At 70.0% G+C, this 21,010-nt stretch carries 19 protein-coding genes and 1 pseudogene; 11 read left to right on the top strand and 9 right to left on the bottom strand.

Features of this window, described 5'->3' with window-relative positions; all coding sequences use genetic code 11:
* Positions 1–398 (top strand): annotated as a pseudogene (locus AB0M82_RS16900) (hypothetical protein); the annotation flags it as partial.
* Positions 399–495: 97 nt separating this feature from the next.
* On the opposite strand, the gene AB0M82_RS16905 reads toward AB0M82_RS16900, so the two are convergent.
* From AB0M82_RS16905 to AB0M82_RS16920, 4 genes are all read right to left on the bottom strand, one after another.
* Complete coding sequence (locus tag AB0M82_RS16905; RefSeq protein WP_364722388.1) at positions 496–1,689, bottom strand: cell division protein DivIVA; 1,194 nt, start codon at positions 1,687–1,689, stop codon at positions 496–498.
* A 117-nt stretch (positions 1,690–1,806) separates the two neighbouring features.
* Positions 1,807–3,801, bottom strand: a complete 1,995-nt coding sequence (locus AB0M82_RS16910) for an SDR family oxidoreductase (RefSeq protein WP_364722390.1) — start codon at positions 3,799–3,801, stop codon at positions 1,807–1,809.
* A gap of 102 nt (positions 3,802–3,903) precedes the next feature.
* The gene (locus tag AB0M82_RS16915; protein ID WP_364722392.1) at positions 3,904–4,731 is read right to left on the bottom strand and encodes a class F sortase; all 828 of its coding nucleotides are present in this window, start codon (positions 4,729–4,731) and stop codon (positions 3,904–3,906) included.
* A 4-nt stretch (positions 4,732–4,735) separates the two neighbouring features.
* Positions 4,736–6,196, bottom strand: coding sequence for a hypothetical protein (locus AB0M82_RS16920; RefSeq protein ID WP_364722394.1), 1,461 nt, complete (start codon positions 6,194–6,196; stop codon positions 4,736–4,738).
* A 318-nt stretch (positions 6,197–6,514) separates the two neighbouring features.
* Here AB0M82_RS16920 and AB0M82_RS16925 point away from each other — a divergent pair, with 318 nt between their 5' ends.
* Positions 6,515–7,348 carry a Bax inhibitor-1/YccA family protein gene (locus tag AB0M82_RS16925; protein WP_364722396.1) on the top strand — a complete coding sequence of 278 codons (834 nt, stop codon included), beginning with the start codon at positions 6,515–6,517 and terminating at the stop codon, positions 7,346–7,348.
* Positions 7,349–7,503: 155 nt separating this feature from the next.
* Complete coding sequence (locus AB0M82_RS16930; protein ID WP_364722398.1) at positions 7,504–8,253, top strand: hypothetical protein; 750 nt, start codon at positions 7,504–7,506, stop codon at positions 8,251–8,253.
* Between the two features lie 76 nt (positions 8,254–8,329).
* On the opposite strand, the gene AB0M82_RS16935 is transcribed toward AB0M82_RS16930, so the two are convergent.
* The 3 genes from AB0M82_RS16935 to AB0M82_RS16945 all read right to left on the bottom strand — a co-directional run bounded on the left by AB0M82_RS16935 (position 8,330) and on the right by AB0M82_RS16945 (position 11,986).
* Positions 8,330–9,550, bottom strand: a complete 1,221-nt coding sequence (locus tag AB0M82_RS16935; RefSeq protein WP_364722400.1) for an acetyl-CoA C-acetyltransferase — start codon at positions 9,548–9,550, stop codon at positions 8,330–8,332.
* 210 nt (positions 9,551–9,760) lie between these two features.
* Positions 9,761–10,492: a trypsin-like peptidase domain-containing protein gene (locus tag AB0M82_RS16940; RefSeq protein ID WP_364722402.1), complete on the bottom strand. Its 732-nt coding sequence runs from the start codon at positions 10,490–10,492 to the stop codon at positions 9,761–9,763.
* Positions 10,493–10,534: 42 nt separating this feature from the next.
* Positions 10,535–11,986 carry a hypothetical protein gene (locus AB0M82_RS16945; protein ID WP_364722404.1) on the bottom strand — a complete coding sequence of 484 codons (1,452 nt, stop codon included), beginning with the start codon at positions 11,984–11,986 and terminating at the stop codon, positions 10,535–10,537.
* A 397-nt stretch (positions 11,987–12,383) separates the two neighbouring features.
* Here AB0M82_RS16945 and AB0M82_RS16950 point away from each other — a divergent pair, with 397 nt between their 5' ends.
* From AB0M82_RS16950 to AB0M82_RS16980, 7 genes are all read left to right on the top strand, one after another.
* The gene (locus tag AB0M82_RS16950; RefSeq protein ID WP_364722406.1) at positions 12,384–13,331 is read left to right on the top strand and encodes a pentapeptide repeat-containing protein; all 948 of its coding nucleotides are present in this window, start codon (positions 12,384–12,386) and stop codon (positions 13,329–13,331) included.
* Between the two features lie 53 nt (positions 13,332–13,384).
* Positions 13,385–13,546 (top strand): hypothetical protein, encoded by a 162-nt coding sequence (locus tag AB0M82_RS16955; protein WP_364722408.1) that lies wholly within the window; start codon positions 13,385–13,387, stop codon positions 13,544–13,546.
* A 134-nt stretch (positions 13,547–13,680) separates the two neighbouring features.
* Positions 13,681–15,051 (top strand): cystathionine beta-synthase, encoded by a 1,371-nt coding sequence (locus AB0M82_RS16960; RefSeq protein ID WP_364722410.1) that lies wholly within the window; start codon positions 13,681–13,683, stop codon positions 15,049–15,051.
* Positions 15,052–15,178: 127 nt separating this feature from the next.
* Positions 15,179–16,639 carry a hypothetical protein gene (locus AB0M82_RS16965; RefSeq protein ID WP_364722412.1) on the top strand — a complete coding sequence of 487 codons (1,461 nt, stop codon included), beginning with the start codon at positions 15,179–15,181 and terminating at the stop codon, positions 16,637–16,639.
* Positions 16,640–16,977: 338 nt separating this feature from the next.
* Complete coding sequence (locus AB0M82_RS16970) at positions 16,978–17,430, top strand: hypothetical protein (protein ID WP_364722414.1); 453 nt, start codon at positions 16,978–16,980, stop codon at positions 17,428–17,430.
* A 130-nt stretch (positions 17,431–17,560) separates the two neighbouring features.
* Positions 17,561–17,965 (top strand): hypothetical protein, encoded by a 405-nt coding sequence (locus AB0M82_RS16975; RefSeq protein WP_364722416.1) that lies wholly within the window; start codon positions 17,561–17,563, stop codon positions 17,963–17,965.
* A gap of 34 nt (positions 17,966–17,999) precedes the next feature.
* Entirely contained in the window at positions 18,000–19,157 is a 1,158-nt protein-coding gene (locus tag AB0M82_RS16980) for a cystathionine gamma-synthase (RefSeq protein ID WP_364722417.1), read from the top strand.
* Positions 19,158–19,169: 12 nt separating this feature from the next.
* Here the strand turns inward: AB0M82_RS16980 and AB0M82_RS16985 are convergent, their stop codons facing one another.
* Both AB0M82_RS16985 and AB0M82_RS16990 read right to left on the bottom strand, forming a co-directional pair.
* Positions 19,170–19,337: a hypothetical protein gene (locus tag AB0M82_RS16985; RefSeq protein ID WP_364722419.1), complete on the bottom strand. Its 168-nt coding sequence runs from the start codon at positions 19,335–19,337 to the stop codon at positions 19,170–19,172.
* A gap of 92 nt (positions 19,338–19,429) precedes the next feature.
* Complete coding sequence (locus AB0M82_RS16990) at positions 19,430–19,702, bottom strand: hypothetical protein (protein WP_364722420.1); 273 nt, start codon at positions 19,700–19,702, stop codon at positions 19,430–19,432.
* Between the two features lie 96 nt (positions 19,703–19,798).
* Between AB0M82_RS16990 and ilvA the strand changes: the two genes are divergently transcribed.
* Positions 19,799–21,001, top strand: coding sequence for a threonine ammonia-lyase (gene ilvA, locus AB0M82_RS16995; protein ID WP_364722422.1), 1,203 nt, complete (start codon positions 19,799–19,801; stop codon positions 20,999–21,001).
* The last annotated feature ends 9 nt before the right edge of the window (positions 21,002–21,010 follow it).

The following is a 21,010-nucleotide window of genomic DNA, read 5'->3' on the forward strand; positions in this document are numbered from 1 at the left end:
TGGCGTTGGTTGCGTTGGATGCACCCAATGTGGCGTTGGTTGCGTTGAGCGCACCCAATGTGGCGTTGGTTGCGTTGGATGCACCCAATGTGGCGTTGGTTGCGTTGAGCGCACCCAATGTGGCGTTGGTTGCGTTGGATGCACCCAATGTGGCGTTCGGTGCGCTGGACGCACCCAATGTGGCGTTGGTTGCGTTGGATGCACCCAATGTGGCGTTCGGTGCGCTGGACGCACCCAATGTGGCGTTCGGTGCTCATCCCATGCCCACCACCGCCCTCAACGGAGGCGCTTTGCGCCGCAGCGCTGATTCAACGCAACCAGCGCCACATCGGGGCGCTTGCCAGGGCACTGTGGACAACCCGCGCGGAGGCGCCGGAACTGTCGGTGCCCGCGGGTAGCGTGGAAACCGGGGGCTGCTCAGCCAGAAACGCCGTGAAGGCCACCTTTGTGAGGGACTCAGAGTCCCTCACAAAGGTGGCCTTCACGGCATTGAACTCAGGAGCCCGGCTTGCTCGCCGTCGGAGACAGCGGCTTCGCGCCGTTGCTGTTCGCCGGCTTCGTCGCCGGGCCGTTCTGCTTCGCCGGGGCACTGCCCGGCTTCGCCACCTGCGCCGCGGCGGGCTTCGCCGCAGGCGGGGCGGGCTTCGCGGCCGGCGCGGCGGCAGCCTTCACCGCCGGCTTCGCCGACGCCGGGATCGACGGCTGGACCACCGGAACCACCGCCGCCGCCGGTGTCGTCGCCGACTCGGACGAGTCGCCGCCGACCAGCCTCGACGCCTGCGGGATCACCGCTTCCTCCGGCAGCGTCGCCAGCTGCGTCTCGCTGCGGTTGAGGATGTCCTCCGCCGCCGCCAGGCTCTTGCGCGCCTGCTCACGGATCTCCGCCAGCCGCTCGACCTTGCGGTTCGCCGCCGTCGTGCGCTGGGCTGCCTGGGTCGTCGCCTCGTCGAGGCGGCGCTTGGCCTCGGTCGTCGCCTCGTCGAGCCGGCGCTTCGCCTCGGCCGTCGCCTCCGCGATCCGGCGCTCCGCCTGGTTCTTGCTCGCCGTGCGCTGGTCGGCGATGTGCTTCTCCAGCGCAGCCCTCTGCGCCGACTGGGACGCGTCGAACTCGCGCTCGATCTTCCGGCGCTTCCGCTCCGCCTCGTTGTCGAGCAGCTCACGCCGCTGCGCCGCCTCGACGGTCAGCCGCTGCACCTCGGCCCGCGTCTCCGCGAGCGCGCTCTCGTGCTCGGAGTGCAGCAGGTCGGCCTGCTTGTCCAGCTCCTCGACCAGCTTCGTGTACCGGTCACGCAGCTTCGTGGACGCCTCGGTCGACGACGCCCAGGTCTTCTCCGCGGCCACTTCGGCGCGCTTGATGATCTCGTCGGCGCGCGCCTGCGCCAGCGTGACCGTCCGCTGCATCCGCTCGTCGAGGTCCTCGAGCCGCTCCGGCGGTTTCTTCAGTTCCTCGACGCGTGCTTCCAGCGAAGCCACCTGCTGCCGGACCGATTCGACCTCGCGGGTCGCGGCGGCGGCCAGCGCCACCGCGGCGTCGCGGTCGCTGATCACGCGGCGCAGCTGGGCTTCGACGTGGTCGAGGTACTGGCGGACTTCGTTGCGGTCGAAGCCGTGCCAGGCCTGGGTGTACTCACGACGAAGGGGAAGAAGGCCGTTGAGGGCGGTTGCGGCGGAGTCGCGCTCAGGAACCATGCGCCCGACCGTACCCGGGCACCCGGCGTTTCCGCCGTCCGGCGTAACAAATCACCAACACGTGTCGCCGTCTCCGCGGCGTGTCGCCGGACTGGCCGCACCCGGAAAAACGCGGAGTCACCAGTGGAAGCCGCGCGAGAGCCGGGCGAGCGCCATCGCCGCGCGGGAAAGGTGAATCTCGCCACGTCCGATCTTGAGCCGGCCCGAACCGCCCGCGGCGGTCGAATCCGGGAAGATCCGGAAACCCTGGTACGCGACGGCGTCCGTGAGCCCCGGCGTGAGCGTGTAGGCCAGCCCGATCGCCTGCCCGGCCGGGGTTCCGATGTGCTTCGGCCGCTCGACCAGAGCCTTCATCACCATGTCCGCGGCCTGCTCCGGCGACTTCGTCGGGAACGCGTCGTAGATCTTCGTCGGGCGGATCATCGGCGTGCGCACCAGCGGCATGTGGATCGTGGTGAACGTGATCCCGTCGCCGTGCGTCTCGGTCGCCGCGATCCGCGAGAAGTAGTCCAGCGCCGCCTTCGACGCCGCGTACGCCGAGAAGCGCGGCGCGATGCCCTGCACGCCGATCGACGACACGTTCACGATGTGCCCGAACTTCCGCTCGGACATGTGCGGCAGCACCGCGAGGATCAGCCGGACCGCGCCGAAGTAGTTGATCGCCATCGCGCGCTCGTAGTCGTGCATCCGGTCGTAGGACAGCTTGATCGACCGGCGGATCGACCGGCCGGCGTTGTTGACCAGCATGTCGATCCGGCCGTGCTCGGCCAGCATCGCGTCGACGGCCTTGTGCACCGAGTCCTCGTCGGTCAGGTCGGCCGGGTACACCGACGCCGTGCCGCCGGCGGCGACGATCTCGTCGCGGACCTCTTCGAGCTCGTGCTGGCGGCGGGCGACGAGCAGCGGGACGCCGCCCGCGGCCGCGACCTTGAGCGCGGTCGCGCGGCCGATGCCCGACGACGCGCCGGTGATGATCACGCGACGGCCGTCCAGTTCGCCGCGCGGGCCGTGCTTGCGCGCGCGGAACGGATCGAGGTGCTCTCGCCAGTAGCGCCACAGCGTCGGCGCGTACTCCTCCAGCCGCGGCACGTCGACGGTGCCGGCCAGCGCCTTGCGCGTCTCGGCCGAGGAGAACACCGACGGGAACGCCATGGTGTCCAGCAGCACCGGCGGGATGCCGAACCGCTCCATGACGGCGTCGCGGGCGATGGTGACGCCGGGGATGTGCTCGGTCAGCTTGACCAGCCCGACGATCCGCTTCGAGATCCCTTCGCCGAGCTGCACCGTGATCGTCGGCGCGCCCGCGGCCCTCGCGAAGGCGTTGTACACCGACACGACCGGCTGCGGCTCGGGGTTGACCAGGTGGAAGGCGTGGCCGTCGAGGCCGGGCTTGACCACCAGCTCCAGCAACGCCTTGGCGACGTAGTCGACCGGCACGATGTTGGTGTCGCCGAGGTCCGGGCCGACGAGCGGGAGCACGTCCGGCAGCCCGGCGAGCCGGTTGATCGCGGGGAAGAGGTAGTACGGGCCGTCGACCTTGTCCATCTCGCCGGTCTCGGAGTGCCCGACGACGACCGCGGGCCGGTACACCCGCCACGGCACCTGGTCCTGCTCACGGACGATCTTCTCGGCCTCGAACTTGGTCCGGTGGTACGGCGTGACCAGCCGCTGCCCGGCGTCGAACATCTCTTCGGTGAAGACGCCTTCGTGGTCGCCCGCGACGGCCACCGACGACACGTGGTGCAGGCAGCCGGCGCGCAGGTCCGCGGCGAGGTCGACGACGCTGCGCGTGCCGTCCACGTTGGCCTTGATGCTGGCTTCGTCGTCGGCGGTGAGGTCGTAGAGCGCGGCCAGGTGCACGACGTGGTCGACGCTCCCGCGCAGCTCGTCGCGGTCGGCCTCGGACACGCCCAGCAGCGGCTCGCCGAGATCACCGGTGATCAGGGTGACGCGCTCGGAGTGCGGCCACTGGTCGACCAGCGCCGCCAGCCTGGCCCGCGAGGAGGCACGCACGAGCAGCGCGACGCGGTCGTCTTCGGGGCGGGAAAGGAGCAGCCGGGTGAACTGGCGCCCGATCAGTCCGGTCGCCCCGGTCACCAAGAACGTCGCCATCGTCTTCTCACCTCTCGCCGCCACAGCCCTGACCCTGGGCATTCTGCTGCATGGCGGCGCGCACGACCACCGTTCCGAAACGTGATGTTACCCACGAGTAACTTAGGCGGGGTCCGCGGTGACGACGCGGTTCTCCTCGTAGCCGTCCGATCCGCCGACCCAGCGGCCGCCGCAAGTCACCAGCACGACGCGGTGCGGGCCGGACGGGCCGAACAGGTAGTCGGCGCGGGCCGGCAGGTCGCTCTTGTGCACCGTGACCAGCTGCGAGATCCGATACCGCCACGTCTTGCCCGCACTGTCCACAATGGTCACCTCGGCGCCGATCCGGGCGTCCCACAGCTCGGCGAACGGCCCGGTCGCGCCCCGCCAGTTCACGTGGCCGGCGAACACGCTCGCCCCGCTCGCCGCGTCGAGTGACGCGCCCCACCACGTCGCCTGCCCGAGGTCGGTGGGCACCGGCAGCTCGCCACCCGGGCCGAGGTCCTTGCGCACCAGTGTCGCCGTTCCGCCGCCGGGCAGCCGGACGGTGCCTGGCTGCTGTGGCGGCGGGGACGGCGGGGACGGCGGGGACGGCGGTGGCGCGGCCGACGACGGCGTCTGCGCGGCCGGAGCCGCGGGAGCGGTGGCCGTCGGGGATGGGGACGGCACCGGGGCCGCGGCGCCCGCCGCGCCCGCGGCGGGCAGCGCCGTGCCGGTCACGACGGCCACCGGCGGCGCGGTGACCACGGTGGAGCCGAACTGCACCGCGAGCACCGTCGCCGCGCCGAGCGCGAAGCCGGCGAGCAGCCGGCCGCGGCCGGGCTTCCGGGCGGGCGGGGCGGGTTGTTGCCCGCCGGGCTGCTCGTCTTCGACGGCCGCCCAGCCGATGCCCCGGTGCCATTCGTCGACGAACCAGTCGTCACCCCGCCAGTCGCCGCCGTGGTTCGCCACGCCGCTACCGCCGGGACGCCCGCCGCGCGGCGAAGCCGATCAGCCCGGCCGCCAGCAGCACGAGCAGGCCGAGCCCGGCCGGCCCTGGCACGGAGTAGCTCGTCTCGACGACCCCGCGCGCCTGCGCGATCGGCTGGTCGCCGGCCGGGATCGCGCGCGGGACCTCGTTCGGCTTGTTCGTCACGGTCAGGGCGAGCGTCTCGCCCGGCTTCACGGTGCCGCACGCCGACGGCGGGTTCCGCGGGTCGTAGGCGTTCGTGTAGCCCGGCGGCGGGCTCGCTTCGACGACGCAGATCTCCTGCGGAGCGCGGAGGTTCTCGACCGTCACGCCACCGGTCTTGCCGTCGGTGGTGACGACCGCGGGCTTGCCGTCGGCCCCGATGAGCGGCTTGCCGTCCTGGCCGAGTGCCGCGGACGTCTTGTCCTTGCCGGTGATCCGCAGGACCGCACCGCCGACGCCCGCGCCGGTGTTCGCGTCCGTCTTGGTCACCTGGACCTTGCCGGGCTTGGCGACGTTGACGACGCCCTCGGCGGTCAGTTCCTTCTCGCCGCCGGTGGAGACCACGCGCTGCGTCTTGGTGTCGACGGGCACCTGCACGTACGGCCGGTCGGCCGGTGCGGTCAGCGAAGCCGCCAGCTTCGGCCGGCCGCCGGTCGGGGTCAGCTTCACCGTCACGGTGCCGTCGGTGCCGGTCTTGAGCGTGACGTCCTTCGCGGCGGCCTGAGGGCTCGTGTTGCCGGCAGCGCCATCCGCCTTCCCGTCGCCGAGGGTGGCGTCGGTCGCCGTCAGCTTCACCGGGACGTCCGGGATGCCTTTGCCCTCGGCGTTCTTCACGGTGGCGGTCCACTCGGCCGCTTCGCCGAGGTGCTGGTCGCCCTTCGGCTCGGTCACCGAAGCGGTCCACGGCCCGCGGTTGGTTTCGGCGTCCGTCTTCAGCCGCTCGACGGCGTCGGCTGCCGCCGGGAAGTTGTCGCGCATGAAGCGTAGGTGCCCTGGCGCGTCGTAGGCGACCTTGTCCGCGGGCAGGCTCGGCTCGAGGTCGGCCGGGGAGCGCGGCGCCGCGGTCCACGAGTGCAGCAGGTGCGCGAGCGCGCTCGCCTCGTCCGGGTTCTTGGTGTCGCCGTAGCGCAGCAGCAGGTACGAGATGTTTGCGGCTTCCTCGGCGGGCAGCTTCGTGCCCCACTTCGTGAGCAGCTCGTCGCCGGGCTTGTACTGCTCGTCGGTGTCCGGCGCCCGGAGCAGGAAGCTCACGCAGAACACCTGCTGCCCGCCGACGACGTACGACCCCAGCCAGACCTGGTAATCGGTGCCTTGCTGGCCTCCGACCCGGTGCCCGATGCCCTCCTGGCTCGCGGCCGAGGCGGCGGGCGCTCCAGCCGTCACGGAAAGGATGCCGAGCAGGGCCGCGGCGACGAGACCGGTGAGCGCGCGAACACCCGCGCGCGGGCGTGTTGACCACCCCATGGTGTCAATGCTCCTTCGTTCGACGCGCGGCAGCGCCCGGCGTCTCTGCAGGTCACACGACTGATCAAGTCCCCGACGCGCATCGGGTGAAGATCCGAGCACGCGAAGTGAGCGTTGCGCCAAGGGCGAAAACTGTGTACCGCTCTTCGGGTGGCTGTCGGTGAACGGTCGTGATGTCCGTCGCTGACCGTGTCACTCGAGGCCGGCGGGGTCGTCGTCGAGTAAAGTCGTCTTTACTCGGCGGGAACCGCATGGCCCCGGCGGTCGTTGAACCCGATGCAGCGTAGATCCACAAAGCAGCAGATCCAGGAGGATCAGGTGCGTTCCAGTAGCAACCCGGCGTTCCGCAACCTGCCCCACGGCGGAACCCAGACGTACGGCCAGTACGGGCCCCCGGTGGGCTTCAACCAACCTCAGGGCGGCGTGCCCGGGTACGGCCCGGGGCAGGCCACCTCCGGCGAGGGCGACCGCCCGATGACCGTCGACGACGTCGTCATCAAGACGGGCATGTCCCTCGGTACCGCGCTGCTCTTCGGGGTGATCACGGCCATCTGGGCGCAGGCCCAGCTGGCTGACACCGGCCGGCTGTCCGGCGCGCTCCTCGGCGCGATGATCGGCGGCCTGATCGTCGGGCTCGTCATCTCGCTGGTGATCATCTTCCGGCAGAAGCCGAGCGGCCCGCTGACGCTCGTCTACTCCGCCGCCGAAGGGCTGTTCCTCGGTGCGGTGAGCGGCGTGTTCGAGGTGATCTACCCGGGTATCGCGCTGCAGGCGATCATCGGCACCGTGGGCGTCTTCGTCGGCATGCTGGTCGTCTACAAGACCGGCGCGGTCAAGGTCACGCCCAAGCTGACCAAGTGGATCGTCGGCGCCGTCGTCGGTGCCGCGGTCCTGATGCTGTTCAACCTGATCAGCACGGTGGCTTTCGGCTTCAATCCGCTGCGCGGCGGCGGCACGTTCGCCATCATCTTCAGCATCGTCTGCATCGGCATCGCCGCGTTCAGCTTCCTGCTCGACTTCGACCAGGCCGACCGGATGATCCGCGAGGGCATGCCGTCGAAGTGGGCCTGGTACACCGCGTTCGGCCTGATGACGACGCTGGTCTGGCTGTACCTGGAGATCCTGCGGCTGCTGTCCTACCTTCGCGAGTAACCTGGCTCACAGTTCCGCAGTGAAGGCGCTCCGTAATCAACGGGGCGTCTTTTCTGTGCCCGAATAGGGCTTTGGTGGACCCCGCTGCGAGCCGTGCTCACCCTGCGTGTTTGATATGCCGGGTCGGTTTTCATTTCACATGTGTGAGGTTCACAGTGAGCGTTCCCCCTCCGGCCCCCGGGGGCCAGCAGCCGGTGGGTCAGCCCGATCCCTATGGGCCGCCTCCGGGCGGTCAGCCGCAGCAGCAGTACGGCCAGCCCGGCGCGTACGGTCAGGCGCCGCAGGGCCAGCCCGGCCAGTACGGCCCGCCGCCCGGCCAGTACCCGCCGCCGCCCGGCCAGTTCCCGCCCGGCCAGCAGGGCTTCCCGCCCGCGCCGCAGGTGCCGAAGAAGTCGAAGGCCGGCGCGTTCATCAAGGCCGGTGTCATCGGCGTCGTCGTCATCGTCGCCGTCATCGTGGGGATCGTGTCGTTCGCCAAGTCGCCCGCGAGCTCCAAAGCCGGTGACTGCCTCAGCATCACCGAGTTCACCCGGGGCGGCGACGACCCCGCGAAGGCCGACTGCAACGACCCGAAGGCCAACGTCAAGATCGCCAAGAAGCTCGACAAGGCGAGCGAGGACTGCCCAGGCGGTTCCGACGCGGGCTACGACACCTACTCGGTCAGCGGCCGCAGCTCGTACAAGCTGTGCCTGATGATCAACGCGAAGCAGGGCGACTGCCTGGCGAACTTCATGTCGCAGACCAAGGGCTACCAGAAGGTCCCGTGCACCGACCCGACCAAGGACGGCGAGCTCGTCAAGGTCGTCGAGGGGCAGGCCAGCGAGAGCGTCTGCGAAGGCACCGAAGCGACCCGTGTCGCGGTGTACCCGGAGCCCGCGACCACGATGTGCGTGAAGACGAACTGATCCGGCCGCCAATTCTCTGAAGGCCACCATCGGGGCATCCAGTGCCCCCGATGGTGGCCTTCAGGGCGTCAGCGGGTCAGGACAGGCGCTCGATGATCATCGCCATGCCCTGGCCGCCGCCGACGCACATCGTCTCGAGGCCGAACTGCTTGTCGTGGTGCTGCAGGGAGTTGATCAGCGTCGAGGTGATCCGCGCGCCCGTCATGCCGAACGGGTGGCCGACCGCGATCGCGCCGCCGTTGACGTTCAGGCGGTCCAGCTCGATGCCCAGGTCGCGGTAGGACGGGATCACCTGCGCCGCGAACGCCTCGTTGATCTCGACCAGGTCGATGTCGCCGATCGACAGGCCCGCGCGGGACAGCGCCTGCTTGGACGCCTCGACCGGGCCGTAGCCCATGATCTCCGGCGAAAGCCCGGTGACACCCGTCGACACGATCCGCGCCAGCGGCGTCAGGCCCAGCTCACGCGCCTTCGTGTCGGACATGACGACGAGCGCGGCCGCGCCGTCGTTGAGCGCGCAGCAGTTGCCCGCCGTGACCCGGCCGTCCGGGCGGAACACCGGCTTCAGGCCGGAGACGCCTTCGAGCGAAACCCCCGCGCGCGGGCCGTCGTCCTTCGAGACGACCGTGCCGTCCGCGAGGGTGACCGGGGTGATGTCCTTGGCCCAGAAGCCGTCCGCGATGGCCTTCTCGGCCAGGTTCTGCGAGCGGACGCCGAACTCGTCCATCTCCTCGCGCGTGACGCCCTTCAACCGCGCCAGGTTCTCCGCGGTCTGGCCCATCGCGATGTAGACGTCCGGCACGACGCCGTCCTGACGCGGGTCGGTCCAGCTGTCGGTGCCCGACTCGGCGGTCGCGGCAGTGCGCTGCTCGGCCTCGGCGAACAGCGGGTTGTGCGTGTCGGGCCAGGAGTCCGAGCTGCCCTTCGAGAACCGCGACACGGTCTCGACGCCCGCCGAGATGAAGACGTCGCCCTCGCCGGCCTTGATCGCGTGGAAGGCCATCCGGGTGGTCTGCAGGCTGGACGAGCAGTAGCGGGTGATGGTGCAGCCGGGCAGGTGGTCGTAGCCGAGCTCGACGGCGACCGCGCGGCCCATGTTGAACCCGGACTCGCCGCCCGGCAGGCCGCAGCCCAGCATCAGGTCGTCGATGTCGGCGGGGTCGAGCTGCGGCACCTTGTCCAGCGCCGCCCGGATCATCTGCACGGTCAGGTCGTCGGGCCGCATGCTGACCAGCGAGCCCTTGTTGGCGCGCCCGATCGGCGAGCGCGCGGCGGAGACGATGACTGCTTCTGGCATGGCGACACATCCTCGTATCGGCTCTGACTAAGCGGTTGCTTGCCGACAATACGGGGACCGGTCCCCGAGGTGGTGTCTCCATGCGCAGGATCACGGCACGGCACCGCGCCGAACCCGCCGGGTCGGCGGATTCGGCGCGGTCAATGGGCCGGCCCTATCGGCCGATGGCGGCTGCCAGGCCGGATCGGGCCGGTCGGCGGCTGCCGAGGGTCACTTCCACGAGTTGATCTGATCGACGACGTTCTTCGTCAGCCGGACCGCTTCGTTGGCGTCCTTCGCCGGCGCGACGCCGACATGGATGCCGACCGCCTTCGTCTGGTTCACGCCGAGGTAGGTGGCGACCGCCGCGCCGCTCTGGCCGCCGGATGTGGAGATCTTGTAGCGCAGGATGCGCGGACCCGCGTTGAGCAGCTTTCCGCTGCCCGACCACATCGAGTTCTCCGGCGCCTTGTCATCGGGATACCCGGCTATCTGGAACTCGCCCCTGGTCAGCTCCTCGTCCGAGGCCACGGTCAACTGGTAGTGGACGACTTCGCTGGGCAGTGGCTTGGCCAGTTTCAGCAGACAGTAGTCGTACAGTCGGCCGCCGCTCGGGTACTCGGTGGGAAATTTCCACGTGCTCACCAGGCTCGGCCCATAGGGCAGTTGTGTCGCGTTGCGTGCCGGCTCGAAGGTGATCTGGCTGGCCACACCGCCCCCGTGCTCCTTGTCGTAGACCGCGTGCGCGGCGGTGACCACGAAGCGGTCGCCTATCACGAAGCCGGTCGCCTCCGCGATGAAACCGGTGGGGAAGGTCGCCGACACCAGGCCGGTCGCCGACCAGGGAGCCTGGATCGTCTGCCCGACCCGTTCCCGGTTGTCGGGCTCGAAGGGCATACCGACGCGGTGGGTACTGGGCGCGGCGCCGGTCAGCAGTCGATGGGTCATCACAGAAGTGGTCATGGAATGTCTCCAAATCCTGGTTTGCGGGGTCGTCGGTGGTGCTCAGACCTTCATCCGGCGGGGTGCCGACGGCTGCGCGGCGCGGGGAACCGGCAACGTGCCGCCGCTGATCGCGCTCTCGACCCGGCTGAGCATTTCGGTGACCTCTTTCGGCGACGCACATTCGATGAACGGCGTGCCATCGGCGTTCATGCCGGTAATGGATGCCGTCTCGGTCAGGGTGACCGTGTTCAGCAGATCCTTCATCGCGCTGAACTGCTGCGCCGTCCACTTGCCACTTTCCACGTACCCGAGATATTCCCTGATCTTCACCTGTTTGGCGGTCATTTCCTTGGTGATCCGCCGCTGGAGGCCGTCGGATTTCGCCTTCGTCACGCAGCCGTTCTGCATCTCCTGCACGTCGTAGAAGTGCGACTCGGTGTCCAGTCCGCACGGGATGGCCAGCGACATCGAACTGGTCAGCGGAATCGGGATCTGGCCCTCGAAGGTGACCGTTTCGTCGAAGGTGATCTGCTGCTTGAAGAAGTTGCTGCTGTAGCCGACATTGACGTTCACGCTGAACGGCATCAGCGCGGCACCCCATTTGTCGTCCGGCTTCGGCTCCTGCGGTGTCGGGTTCGGCTCGAACTTGAACAGTCCCTCGCCGGACGCCACCTGCTTGTTGATCGCCTCGAACAGCGTCTTCGTGGTGTTGAGCATCTGCCAGCCGAACTCGGAACTGCCGCTGCCCTGCCGGTACTTGATGTCGACTATGCCCTTGCTGATGAGTTCCTGGGTGATCTTGTCGATGTTGGTGCCGATGTTGAACCAACCGAGGTTGACGCCGACGTCGATCTTCGTGCGGGTGTACTCCCACACTCGGCTGAGGTCGGCGTGGATCTCCGCGACCCACGGGTCGGCGTACAGCTCCGTCGTCCCGTAGATGTTGATCGCGAACTCCGGCAGTTCGCCGGGGCCGCCATCGCGCTGCGCGCCGACCATCGTCGCGAAGAGGCTGTTTCCACTACCCACCTGATAGCCGACGGAGGCGCCGACGTTGATCTGGGATGGGAACGTCGCCGAGCCCCCGCTGCCCATCGCGACGATCTGCTTCGCGTAGATGGGCTGCACGGTCACCCCGGTCACGATGAGCGGGGTGAGGTTCGGCTTCTTGACGCCGTAGGTGTCCTGGATGACTTTCACAATATTCGCGCGCTGCTGTTTGGTGATGTCCGGTATCACCGTTCCTGACAGGTTTCCGCCGACGCAGCTGTGGTAGTTTCCGTCGCCGTAGTCGACCCAGTAGGGTGCGGCGTTGATGCCGTAGTACTGGACCGTGAACGATTTCAGTGTTTCCCCGAGCACGGCGTCCGTGCGCAGCGGGAAATAGTGGAACAGGTTTTCGTCTTCGTAGTCCTGGTATGCGATGACCCCGTCGGTCGCCGCCGGTCGGTTAAGCCTGCCAGCCATGATCTGCTCCGGTTTCTGCTCCAGGTGCCGCGGATCTTGGTGCACGTCTCCACGTCGACGATAGGACGGAGCCGCATTCGCGGACAGTACCCGCAGTGATGAACCGCCGCCGCGCATGATCGCCGAGATTACCGGGAAATTCATTCACTCGTGGCGCTCGAAGCCGCAATTGTCACTCGGCAAATGGGTGGCGAAGGCGACCCCGGTCGCCACTGATGGGGGGCTGGGAAACCGTTCGGTGGTCGCGCTCCGCGCCCACTACTCGGTAGCGCGAAGACGTCACTCGGACGGGCAGGTCCGGCAGCCACGTGAACACGGTGCGCACGCGGTCCACCATCGGGATCAGCGGATGGCGCGGTCACCGCCGGTAGCGGTTGCTCACAGAGCCCCGCTGGGAGAAAAGCCGGAGGCCGTGTGAGCTGCTCCTGGCAAGATTCCCCTCGTGGGGAACGAGCTGGAACGAGTGCTGCGGACCAAGACGATTCTGCTGTGGGGAGCCGGGCTGCTGGTCGTGGCGGCGGTCGCCGCGACCGTCCTCCTGACCCTCCTCGGCGGTGGCCGCCCGGAGGACTCCGCCCGGCTGGACGCGCTGCGGACCGCCGCCAACATCGTCGTCGGGACCGGGGGCGCCGCCGCCCTGCTGCTCGCCGCGCGGCGGCAGCGGTCGGCCGAGCTGGACCTGGTGCAGAAGGACCACGACGCCACCGAACGCCGGATCACCGAGATCTACGGCAAGGCCGCCGACCAGCTCGGCAGCGACAAGGCCCCGGTCCGGCTCGCCGGGCTGTACTCGCTGGAACGGCTCGCCGGCGGGTACGCGCCGCACCGGCAGACCATCGTCAACGTCCTCTGCGCCTACCTGCGGATGCCGTACGAGCGGGGGAAAGACGACGACGAGGAGCTGCAGGTCCGCAAGACCGCCCAGCGCATCCTGCTGCTGCACCTGCGGCCCGGTTCCGCCGAGCAGCCGAACGGCGGCTTCTGGCCGGACATCGACCTCGACCTGTCCGGGGCGACGCTCGTCGGGTTCACCCTCACACACTGCTCGATCCGGTCGATCACCTGCTACGGCGCGACGTTCCTCGAACTGGCCTCGTTCCGCGGCACCGAATTCCGCACCAAAGCCGACTTCAACAAGGTGCGGTTCGACGACCGCGTCGATTTCCGCGGAACCGTTTTCGGTGGCGAGCGTGACTCGTTCAACGGCGCCGTTTTCGCAGGTCCGGCGGATTTCGGGACGAAGTCCGCCGCCCGGCTCGGCGGCGCCGAGGCCGAGCGGGGGTTTCCCCGGACCTGGCCGGCGGGCTGGACGGAATGCCCGATCGCGGACCGGCCGGACCGCGTGCAACTGTCACGAAAGGGCGTTCCAGGGCAACCGGAGGGCCGCTAGGAACGTCAGAACAACGCAAGGTCGCCATTTCCGACGTGGGAGGTGAACTGGCGATGACATTCGGACGGGCCGCCTACTGGCCATCCCTCGCTCTGAAGATGGACTGCCGCTCGGTCATCGGCACCGGGTGGAACCTCCGGGACGGGATGACGGCTCAGCGTGCGGCGGCCCTCGGGCCGGCACCGGCGTGGACGAGCGGCTTGGTGGCCGCCTGAGGTCTTCGCCAGGCGGTCCGACCTCGCGTTCGTTGCCCGTTGTCACCGACGCGCACCCAGAGGCCGCCTGCGGCCTGCGGCCTCCGCCGCGGCTGAGTGGACAACGCCACGGGTCGGCCGTTTAGGCTGGCGGTGTGGAGTACGCAGAGCACATCGCAGACCTCGTGGGCAACACCCCGCTGGTCAAGCTGAACTCGTTGACCAAGGGGCTCAAGCCGCTCGTGCTGGCCAAGGTCGAGTACCTGAACCCGGGTGGCTCGGTCAAGGACCGGATCGCGCTGCGCATGATCGAAGCGGCCGAACGCTCCGGTGAGCTGCGCCCGGGCGGCACGATCGTCGAGCCGACGTCCGGCAACACCGGCGTCGGCCTGGCCATGGTCGCGCAGCGCAAGGGCTACCAGTGCGTCTTCGTCTGCCCCGACAAGGTCAGCGAGGACAAGCGCAACGTGCTCAAGGCGTACGGCGCCCGGGTCGTGGTGTGCCCGACGGCGGTCGCGCCGGAGCACCCCGACTCCTACTACAACGTCTCCGACCGGCTGGTCCGCGAGATCGACGGCGCCTGGAAGCCCAACCAGTACGCCAACCCGCAGAACCCGGAGAGCCACTACCTCTCGACCGGCCCGGAGCTGTGGAAGCAGACCGACGGGAAGATCACGCACTTCGTCGCGGGCGTCGGCACCGGCGGCACGATCTCCGGCACCGGCCGGTACCTCAAGGAGGTCAGCGACGGCGCCGTGCAGGTGGTCGGTGCCGACCCCGAGGGCTCGGTCTACTCCGGCGGCAGCGGGCGGCCGTACCTGGTCGAGGGGGTCGGCGAGGACTTCTGGCCGGAGACCTACGACCGCGGCGTGGCCGACGAGATCATCCCGGTCTCGGACGCCGACTCGTTCCAGGTGACCCGCCGGCTCGCGCTGGAGGAGGGCCTGCTGGTCGGCGGCTCCTGCGGGATGGCCGTCGCCGCCGCGCTGAAGCTCGCCGAGCGGCTCACCGAGGACGACGTCGTGGTCGTGCTGCTGCCCGACGGCGGCCGCGGCTACCTGACCAAGGTGTTCAACGACACCTGGATGTCCTCCTACGGCTTCCTGCCGCCCGACTCCTCCGGCGCGACGGTCGCCGACGTGCTCACGAAGAAGAGCGGCTCGCTGCCCGACCTGGTGCACTCGCACCCGAACGAGACGGTCGCCGAAGCCATCGCGATCCTGTCCGAGTTCGACGTCAGCCAGATGCCCGTGGTCAGCGCGGAGCCGCCGGTGATGGCCGCCGAGGTCGTCGGCGCGGTCAACGAGCGCGACCTGCTCGACGCGCTGTTCACCGGCAAGGCGCAGCTGGCCGACCGGCTCGAGCAGCACATGTCGCCGCCGCTGCCGACGATCGGCGGCAGCGAGCAGGTGAGCGCCGCGATGACGGCGCTCGAGGGCGCCGACGGCGCGCTCGTCCTGGTCGACGGCAAGCCGGCCGGGGTCGTCACGCGGCACGACCTCCTGGGGTTCCTGGCCGGTCGTTGACCAGGAGCCGAGAAGAGTCCTATCGGCGGACCCGGCAGGGGCGTTACGAGCGCCCTGCCGGGTGATCCGATAGCGTGAGCGTGAATAGAACACTTTCGCGTCCTCGTCAAGGGGGTTCAAGACCCACATGAGTGCACCGCAGCCACCGAACCAGCCGTGGGGTGGCGGCCAGCCACCTCAGGGCCCGCCGAGTGGCCCCCAGCCGCAGCAGGACGACCCGTTCGGCAGCCCGGAACCGACTCAGGTCGTGCAGCCGGCACAACCACCGGCAGGCGATTCCCCGTTCGGGGAGACGTCGGAGCCGACCCAGGTCGTCCGGCCGGGTGACGGCGGGGCGGGCGCGACCCAGGTGGTGCACCCGGTCGGCGGCGATGCCCCGGTCGCGGAATCCACTCAGCTGGTGCCGCCGGGCTCCCAGCCGCCGGCCATCCCGTACACCCCGCCGCCGAGCGCGGCCGACAACCCGGCCGCGGCCTTCGGCCAGCAGCAGGGCGGTTTCGGCCAGCAGGGGCAGCCCGGTCAGCCGGGCGGCTTCGGCCAGCAGCAGGGTGGGTACGGCCAGCCGCCGCAGGGCTTCGGCGGTCCCGGTTTCGGCGGCCCCCAGCAGCCCGGCTTCGGTCAGCCGCAGCAGCCCTTCGGCGCCGCTCCGGCGGCGGGTGGCAACGGCCTGTTCGGCTACGTCGCCGGTGGTCTCGCGGCGCTCTTCGCGCTGCTCGCGCTGATCTTCACGCTCGTCTACTTCGGGGACATCAGCGACTACTCGAAGCTGCTGGACATGGCGCCGAACGCCGACGCGCTGAAAAAGTTCCTGGACGAAGCCGGCACGGCGTCGCCGGGCACGTTGTGGTTCTACGCCATCATGCTGCTGGTCTTCAGCCTCGTCGCGCTGGCGGCGGGTGTCGGGCTGGCCATCGCCGGGAAGCTGCCGGCCTCCCTGCGCAAGATCGTGCCGATCGCCGTCGCCGCCGGCGGCGCGCTGATCACGCTCTTTTCGATCCTGCTGCTCATGGGGACGACGCCGAACGCCGACTACCTCGACCGGATCAAGGCGTCCAACGCCAGCGACGCCACGGGCATCGGCATCGCGCCGATGATCTTCGGCATCCTGATCCTGGTCATCGGCGTGCTGGGGCTCATCCCGGCGACCGCGCAGTTCGTCGGCCTCGGTGGCGGCAGCGCGGGGCCGGCCGGGCCGCAGGGCTTCGGTGGTCCGCAGCAGGGCTTCGGCGGTCCGCAGCAGCAGGGCGGATTCGGCCAGCCGGGGTACCCCGGTCAGCAGGGCTACGGCCAGCCGGGCCAGCCCCCGCAGGGTTACGGCCCGCCTCCGGGCTACGGCCAGCCGGGCGGCCCCAACCCGGCCAGTGGCGGGTTCCCGCAGCCGTCGAGCGGTGGCTTCCAGCAGCCGGGCCAGCCGCCGCAGCAGGGTGGGTACGGCCAGCAGCCGGGCCAGCCGCCGCAGGGCTACCCGCAGCAGCCGCAGCAGCCGGGGCAGGGCTATGGCCAGCCCCCGCAGGGTTACGGCCAGCCGCCGGGCCAGCAGGGCCCGCCGGGCGGCGGGTACGGCCAGCCGCCGCAGCAGCAGTGGTGAGCTGACGCACTTTCGTGCCCCGGAGCCGATCGGCTCCGGGGCACGCTGCATTTATAGTCGAATACGCAATTGTCCGAAGAGGACAAAGGGGCGGGCAGCACTTCCGGCGGCATCGCGTGACAGGATTTCTGCCGTTACCGCACAAAAATGATCTTGGGTTCCGCCGTCCGGCCGAATTCCGTTCTTTTTCCGGAACACTTCCCCCATTCCGGACTAAGGTGAGCGCCGTCGTACTGAGCTCGGCCGATGGGGGAGTTGTGACCGGTCCGCACGGACACCCGTATTCGCATTCGTATTCATCGACTCGGCCATCCGGAGTAACGGCGGTCCTCGCCGGTGTGCTCGGATTCCCGGCCGCGGTCGCCGCGGGTTATGTGCCGGTCAAGATCTTCCTCGACATGCCCGCCGAATTCAGCCTCGGCGCGTTGCCGGGCTGGGTGCTGGTGGACCTCGCCGGATTCCTCGTCGCCGGGCTCGTGCTGCTGCTCGGCTCGGTGGCGACGCTGTTCCACGCGACCGCGGGCGCGGTCCTGCTCGGCCTCGGCGGGCTGCTGGCCATCGGCGCGCTGCTGACCGAGCCGCTGTCGGTGGGGGTGCCGCCGTCCCGGTTCGCCGACGCGATGTTCACCCACGGCGGGTTCGCCATGATCGACCGGGTCGGCCTCGCCGCGCTCGCGGTGCTCATCGTGGTGCTGGCCTTCCTGCCACCGACGTTCCGGTACCTGCGGTACCGGACGCCCGCGCTGCCCGTCCTGTCCGGTCAGCGGGTCTCCTCCTCGCGCGGCTGGTGACTTCGGCTCCGCGGTCCCGCTCTATCCTCGGCAGCCGTACCCGCCCGATCACCGGGGCGGCCGACTCCTGGCTGGTGACCCCCTGACCGCTTCGCCCACCGCCGACGGCCGGACGGCGATCACCGCCGCGGTGCTCGCCCTGCTCGGCGGGCTGCTCTACCTGGCGGGGTTCGTCCTGGGCGTCGTCGCGCTGGTCCGCTTCCCGGAAGATGCCGGCCGCACGGGTCTCCACCTGGCGGTCAACGCCGTCCTCGTGGCGCTGCTGCTGCCGGGCGGCGTCCTGCTGCTCCGGCGGCACCCGGCCGGCCGGATCGCCTGCGTCGCCGGCAGTTCCGCGGCGCTGCTCGCGACACTGACGTCGATGATCCTCGCGGCCACCGGCCTCGCGCTGGTGGACCTCGGCGGGCCCGGTGACCTGGCCGCGGGCGGGCCGGCCGCGCTGGCCGTGGTGCTGCCGCCCGCCGTCGCCACGCTGGTGCTCGCCGCGGCCCGGCCGACCGCGCGGTGGTGCGGCATTGAGACTCATCCCACCTGACGGGAATGCGGGGGCAGGGCCGTACGCTGAAGCAATGGTGGACGACTACTCCGTACTGGGTTTCGAGACTCGCGCGATCCACGCCGGTCAGAAGCCAGACCCCCGCACCGGCGCGGTCATCGTGCCGATCTACCAGACCTCGACCTACGCGCAGGACGGCGTGGGGGGGACCCGCGAGGGCGACTTCGAGTACTCGCGCACCGCGAACCCGACCCGCTCGGCGCTGGAGGAGGCGCTGGCCTCGCTGGAAGGCGGCCGGCACGCGCTGGCCTTCGCCTCCGGCATGGCGGCCTCCGACGTGGTGCTGCGCAGTACCCTCCGCCCCGGTGACCACCTCGTGCTCGGCAACGACGCGTACGGCGGCACGTTCCGCCTGATCGACAAGGTGCTCAGCCTGTGGGGCATCGAGCACACCGTCGCCGACCTCGCCGACCTCGACGAGGTGCGCGCGGCCATCCGGCCCGAGACGAAGCTGGTCTGGTGCGAGTCGCCGACCAACCCGATGCTCGGCATCGCCGACATCGCCGCGCTGGCCGGCGTCGCGCACGACGCCGGCGCCCGCCTGGTGGTCGACAACACCTTCGCGACGCCGTACCTGCAGAACCCGCTGGCGCTGGGCGCGGACATCGTGCTGCACTCGACGACGAAGTACCTCGGCGGCCACTCCGACGTCGTCGGCGGCGCCATCATCACGAACGAGGACGAGCTGCGCGAGCAGTTCTTCTACCTCCGCAACGCGGCCGGCGCGGTGCCCGGGCCGTTCGACGCCTGGCTGACCCTGCGCGGCATCAAGACACTGGCCCTGCGCATGGAGCGGCACAGCGACAACGCCGAACTCGTCGTGCAGGCGCTGGTCAAGCACCCCAAGGTGGCGAAGGTCTACTACCCGGGCCTGCCCGAGCACCCCGGCCACGAAACCGCGGCGAAGCAGATGCGCCGCTTCGGCGGGATGGTCTCGTTCAGCCACGCCGGCGGCGAGCATGCCGCGCTGGAGGTGGCCTCGCGCACGCGGCTGTTCATTCTCGCGGAGTCGCTCGGCGGCATCGAGTCGCTGATCGAGCACCCGGGCAAGATGACCCACGCGAGCACGGCGGGCTCCACCCTTCAGGTCCCGGCCGACCTGCTCCGCCTTTCGGTCGGCATCGAGGACGGCCGCGACCTGGTCGCGGACCTGCTGGCCGCACTGGGCTGAGTCTCGTCTGGGTCAGCCCGCACCGAGGTCGAGGCCGCCACCGTAAAGGCGTTCCACCCGGAGCTTGATGACCACCCGCTGGTCTTCGACCATGTTGCGGAGGAACACCGCTTCTTCGGAGGGCTTGGCGGGGCCGGGGCCACGGCCCGGCTCGTAAACGGTCGCAGCTGTTTCGGTCATGAACTGATCATCGAGGACCGGAGGAAAGCCGCGGAAGAGGGCACTTTCCTGTCCCAGGGGCACATCGGGGTAACCGTCCTGGTCGCGCGCGCTCAGGGGTTGTAGTTGCCGTGCACGACCCCACCGGTCTTCGGGGTGCCGGCGGCCGGCAGGTGCGCACCGTCGACGCAGCCGCCGACCAGTTCGACGTGGCTGTCGTGGCGGACGTACTGGGCCGGGGAGCCGCAGCTCGCGCTGTCGACGGTGATGTACGCGGCTCCGGTGAGCGCGGCCGCCGAGGCCAGGCCGATCACGAGCGGGAGCAGACCGGCGGAGCGGGTGGCACGAGCCCGTCGGGCGCCGTTCGCGTCGTTCCCCCGTGCCATGCGTTGCTCCTTGTTTACCGCGTGTTGACGCGTCCCAGGGTACCCGGCTCACGGTCCGATCAACCTGTGGATCTCCTGAGTGGCATCATCCCGGCCATGGAACTCGTCACCCTCGAGCGGATCCAGGCCGCCCGGAAGCTCCTCAACGGAGTGACCCGGGTGACGCCGATGGAGCACGCGCGCGACCTGCGCAAGCTCCACGGCGGTCCGGTGCACCTGAAGTGCGAAAACCTGCAGCGCACGGGGTCGTTCAAGATCCGCGGCGCCTACACCCGGATCCACGGCCTGACCGAGGCCGAACGCGAGCGGGGCGTCGTCGCGGCCAGTGCCGGCAACCACGCGCAGGGCGTCGCGCTCGCGTCGTCGCTCCTGGGCGCCAGGTCCACCGTCTTCATGCCGCTGCGCGCCCCGTTGCCGAAGCTCGCCGCGACCCGCGGGTACGGCGCCGACGTCCACCTCCACGGCGCGCTGTTGGAGGAGACCCTCGCCGCGGCGATCGAGTTCGGCGAGCGCACCGGGGCGGTGTTCATCCACCCCTTCGACCACCCGGACGTCATCGCCGGCCAGGGCACGGTCGGCCTCGAGATCCTGGAGCAGGTGCCGGGGGTGAAGACCGTCCTGGTCGCCACCGGTGGTGGCGGGCTGGTCGGCGGGGTGGCGTCGGCGGTGAAGGCGCTGCGCCCGGACGTCCGCGTCGTCGGTGTCCAGGCCGAAGAGGCCGCGGCGTACCCGCCGTCGCTGGCCGCGGGCGCGCCGGTCCGGCTGGGCCAGACCGCCACCATGGCCGACGGCATCGCGGTCGGCGAGCCGGGCCTGGTCAGCTTCGCGCACGTCGAGGCCCTGGTCGACGACGTCGTGACGGTGTCCGAGCAGTCTCTTTCGCGGGCGGTGCTGCTCTGCCTGGAGCGGCGCAAGCTGGTGGTCGAGCCCGCCGGCGCGGCGACGGTCGCGGCGCTGCTGCAGCACCCCGGCGCCTTCGAGCCGCCGGTCGTGGCCATCCTCTCCGGCGGCAACGTCGACCCGGTGCTGCTGCTGCGGATCATTCAGCACGGCATGACGGCGGGCGGCCGTTATCTGCACCTGAGGCTGCGGGTCCCGGACCGCCCCGGCTCGCTGGTCGGCGTGCTGTCCTGTGTCAGCGAGCTGGGCGCGAACGTCCTCGACGTCGAGCATTCGCGCATCTCCGGCAGCCTGGACCTCGGTGAGGCCGACGTCGTGCTTTCGCTGGAGACGCGGGGTCCGGAGCACTGCAAGGAAGTCGAGGTCGCGCTGACGGACGCGGGCTACACGGTCGTCTGAGGATTTTCA

Source organism: Amycolatopsis sp. NPDC051128 (assembly GCF_040682715.1).
Lineage (GTDB): Bacteria > Actinomycetota > Actinomycetes > Mycobacteriales > Pseudonocardiaceae > Amycolatopsis.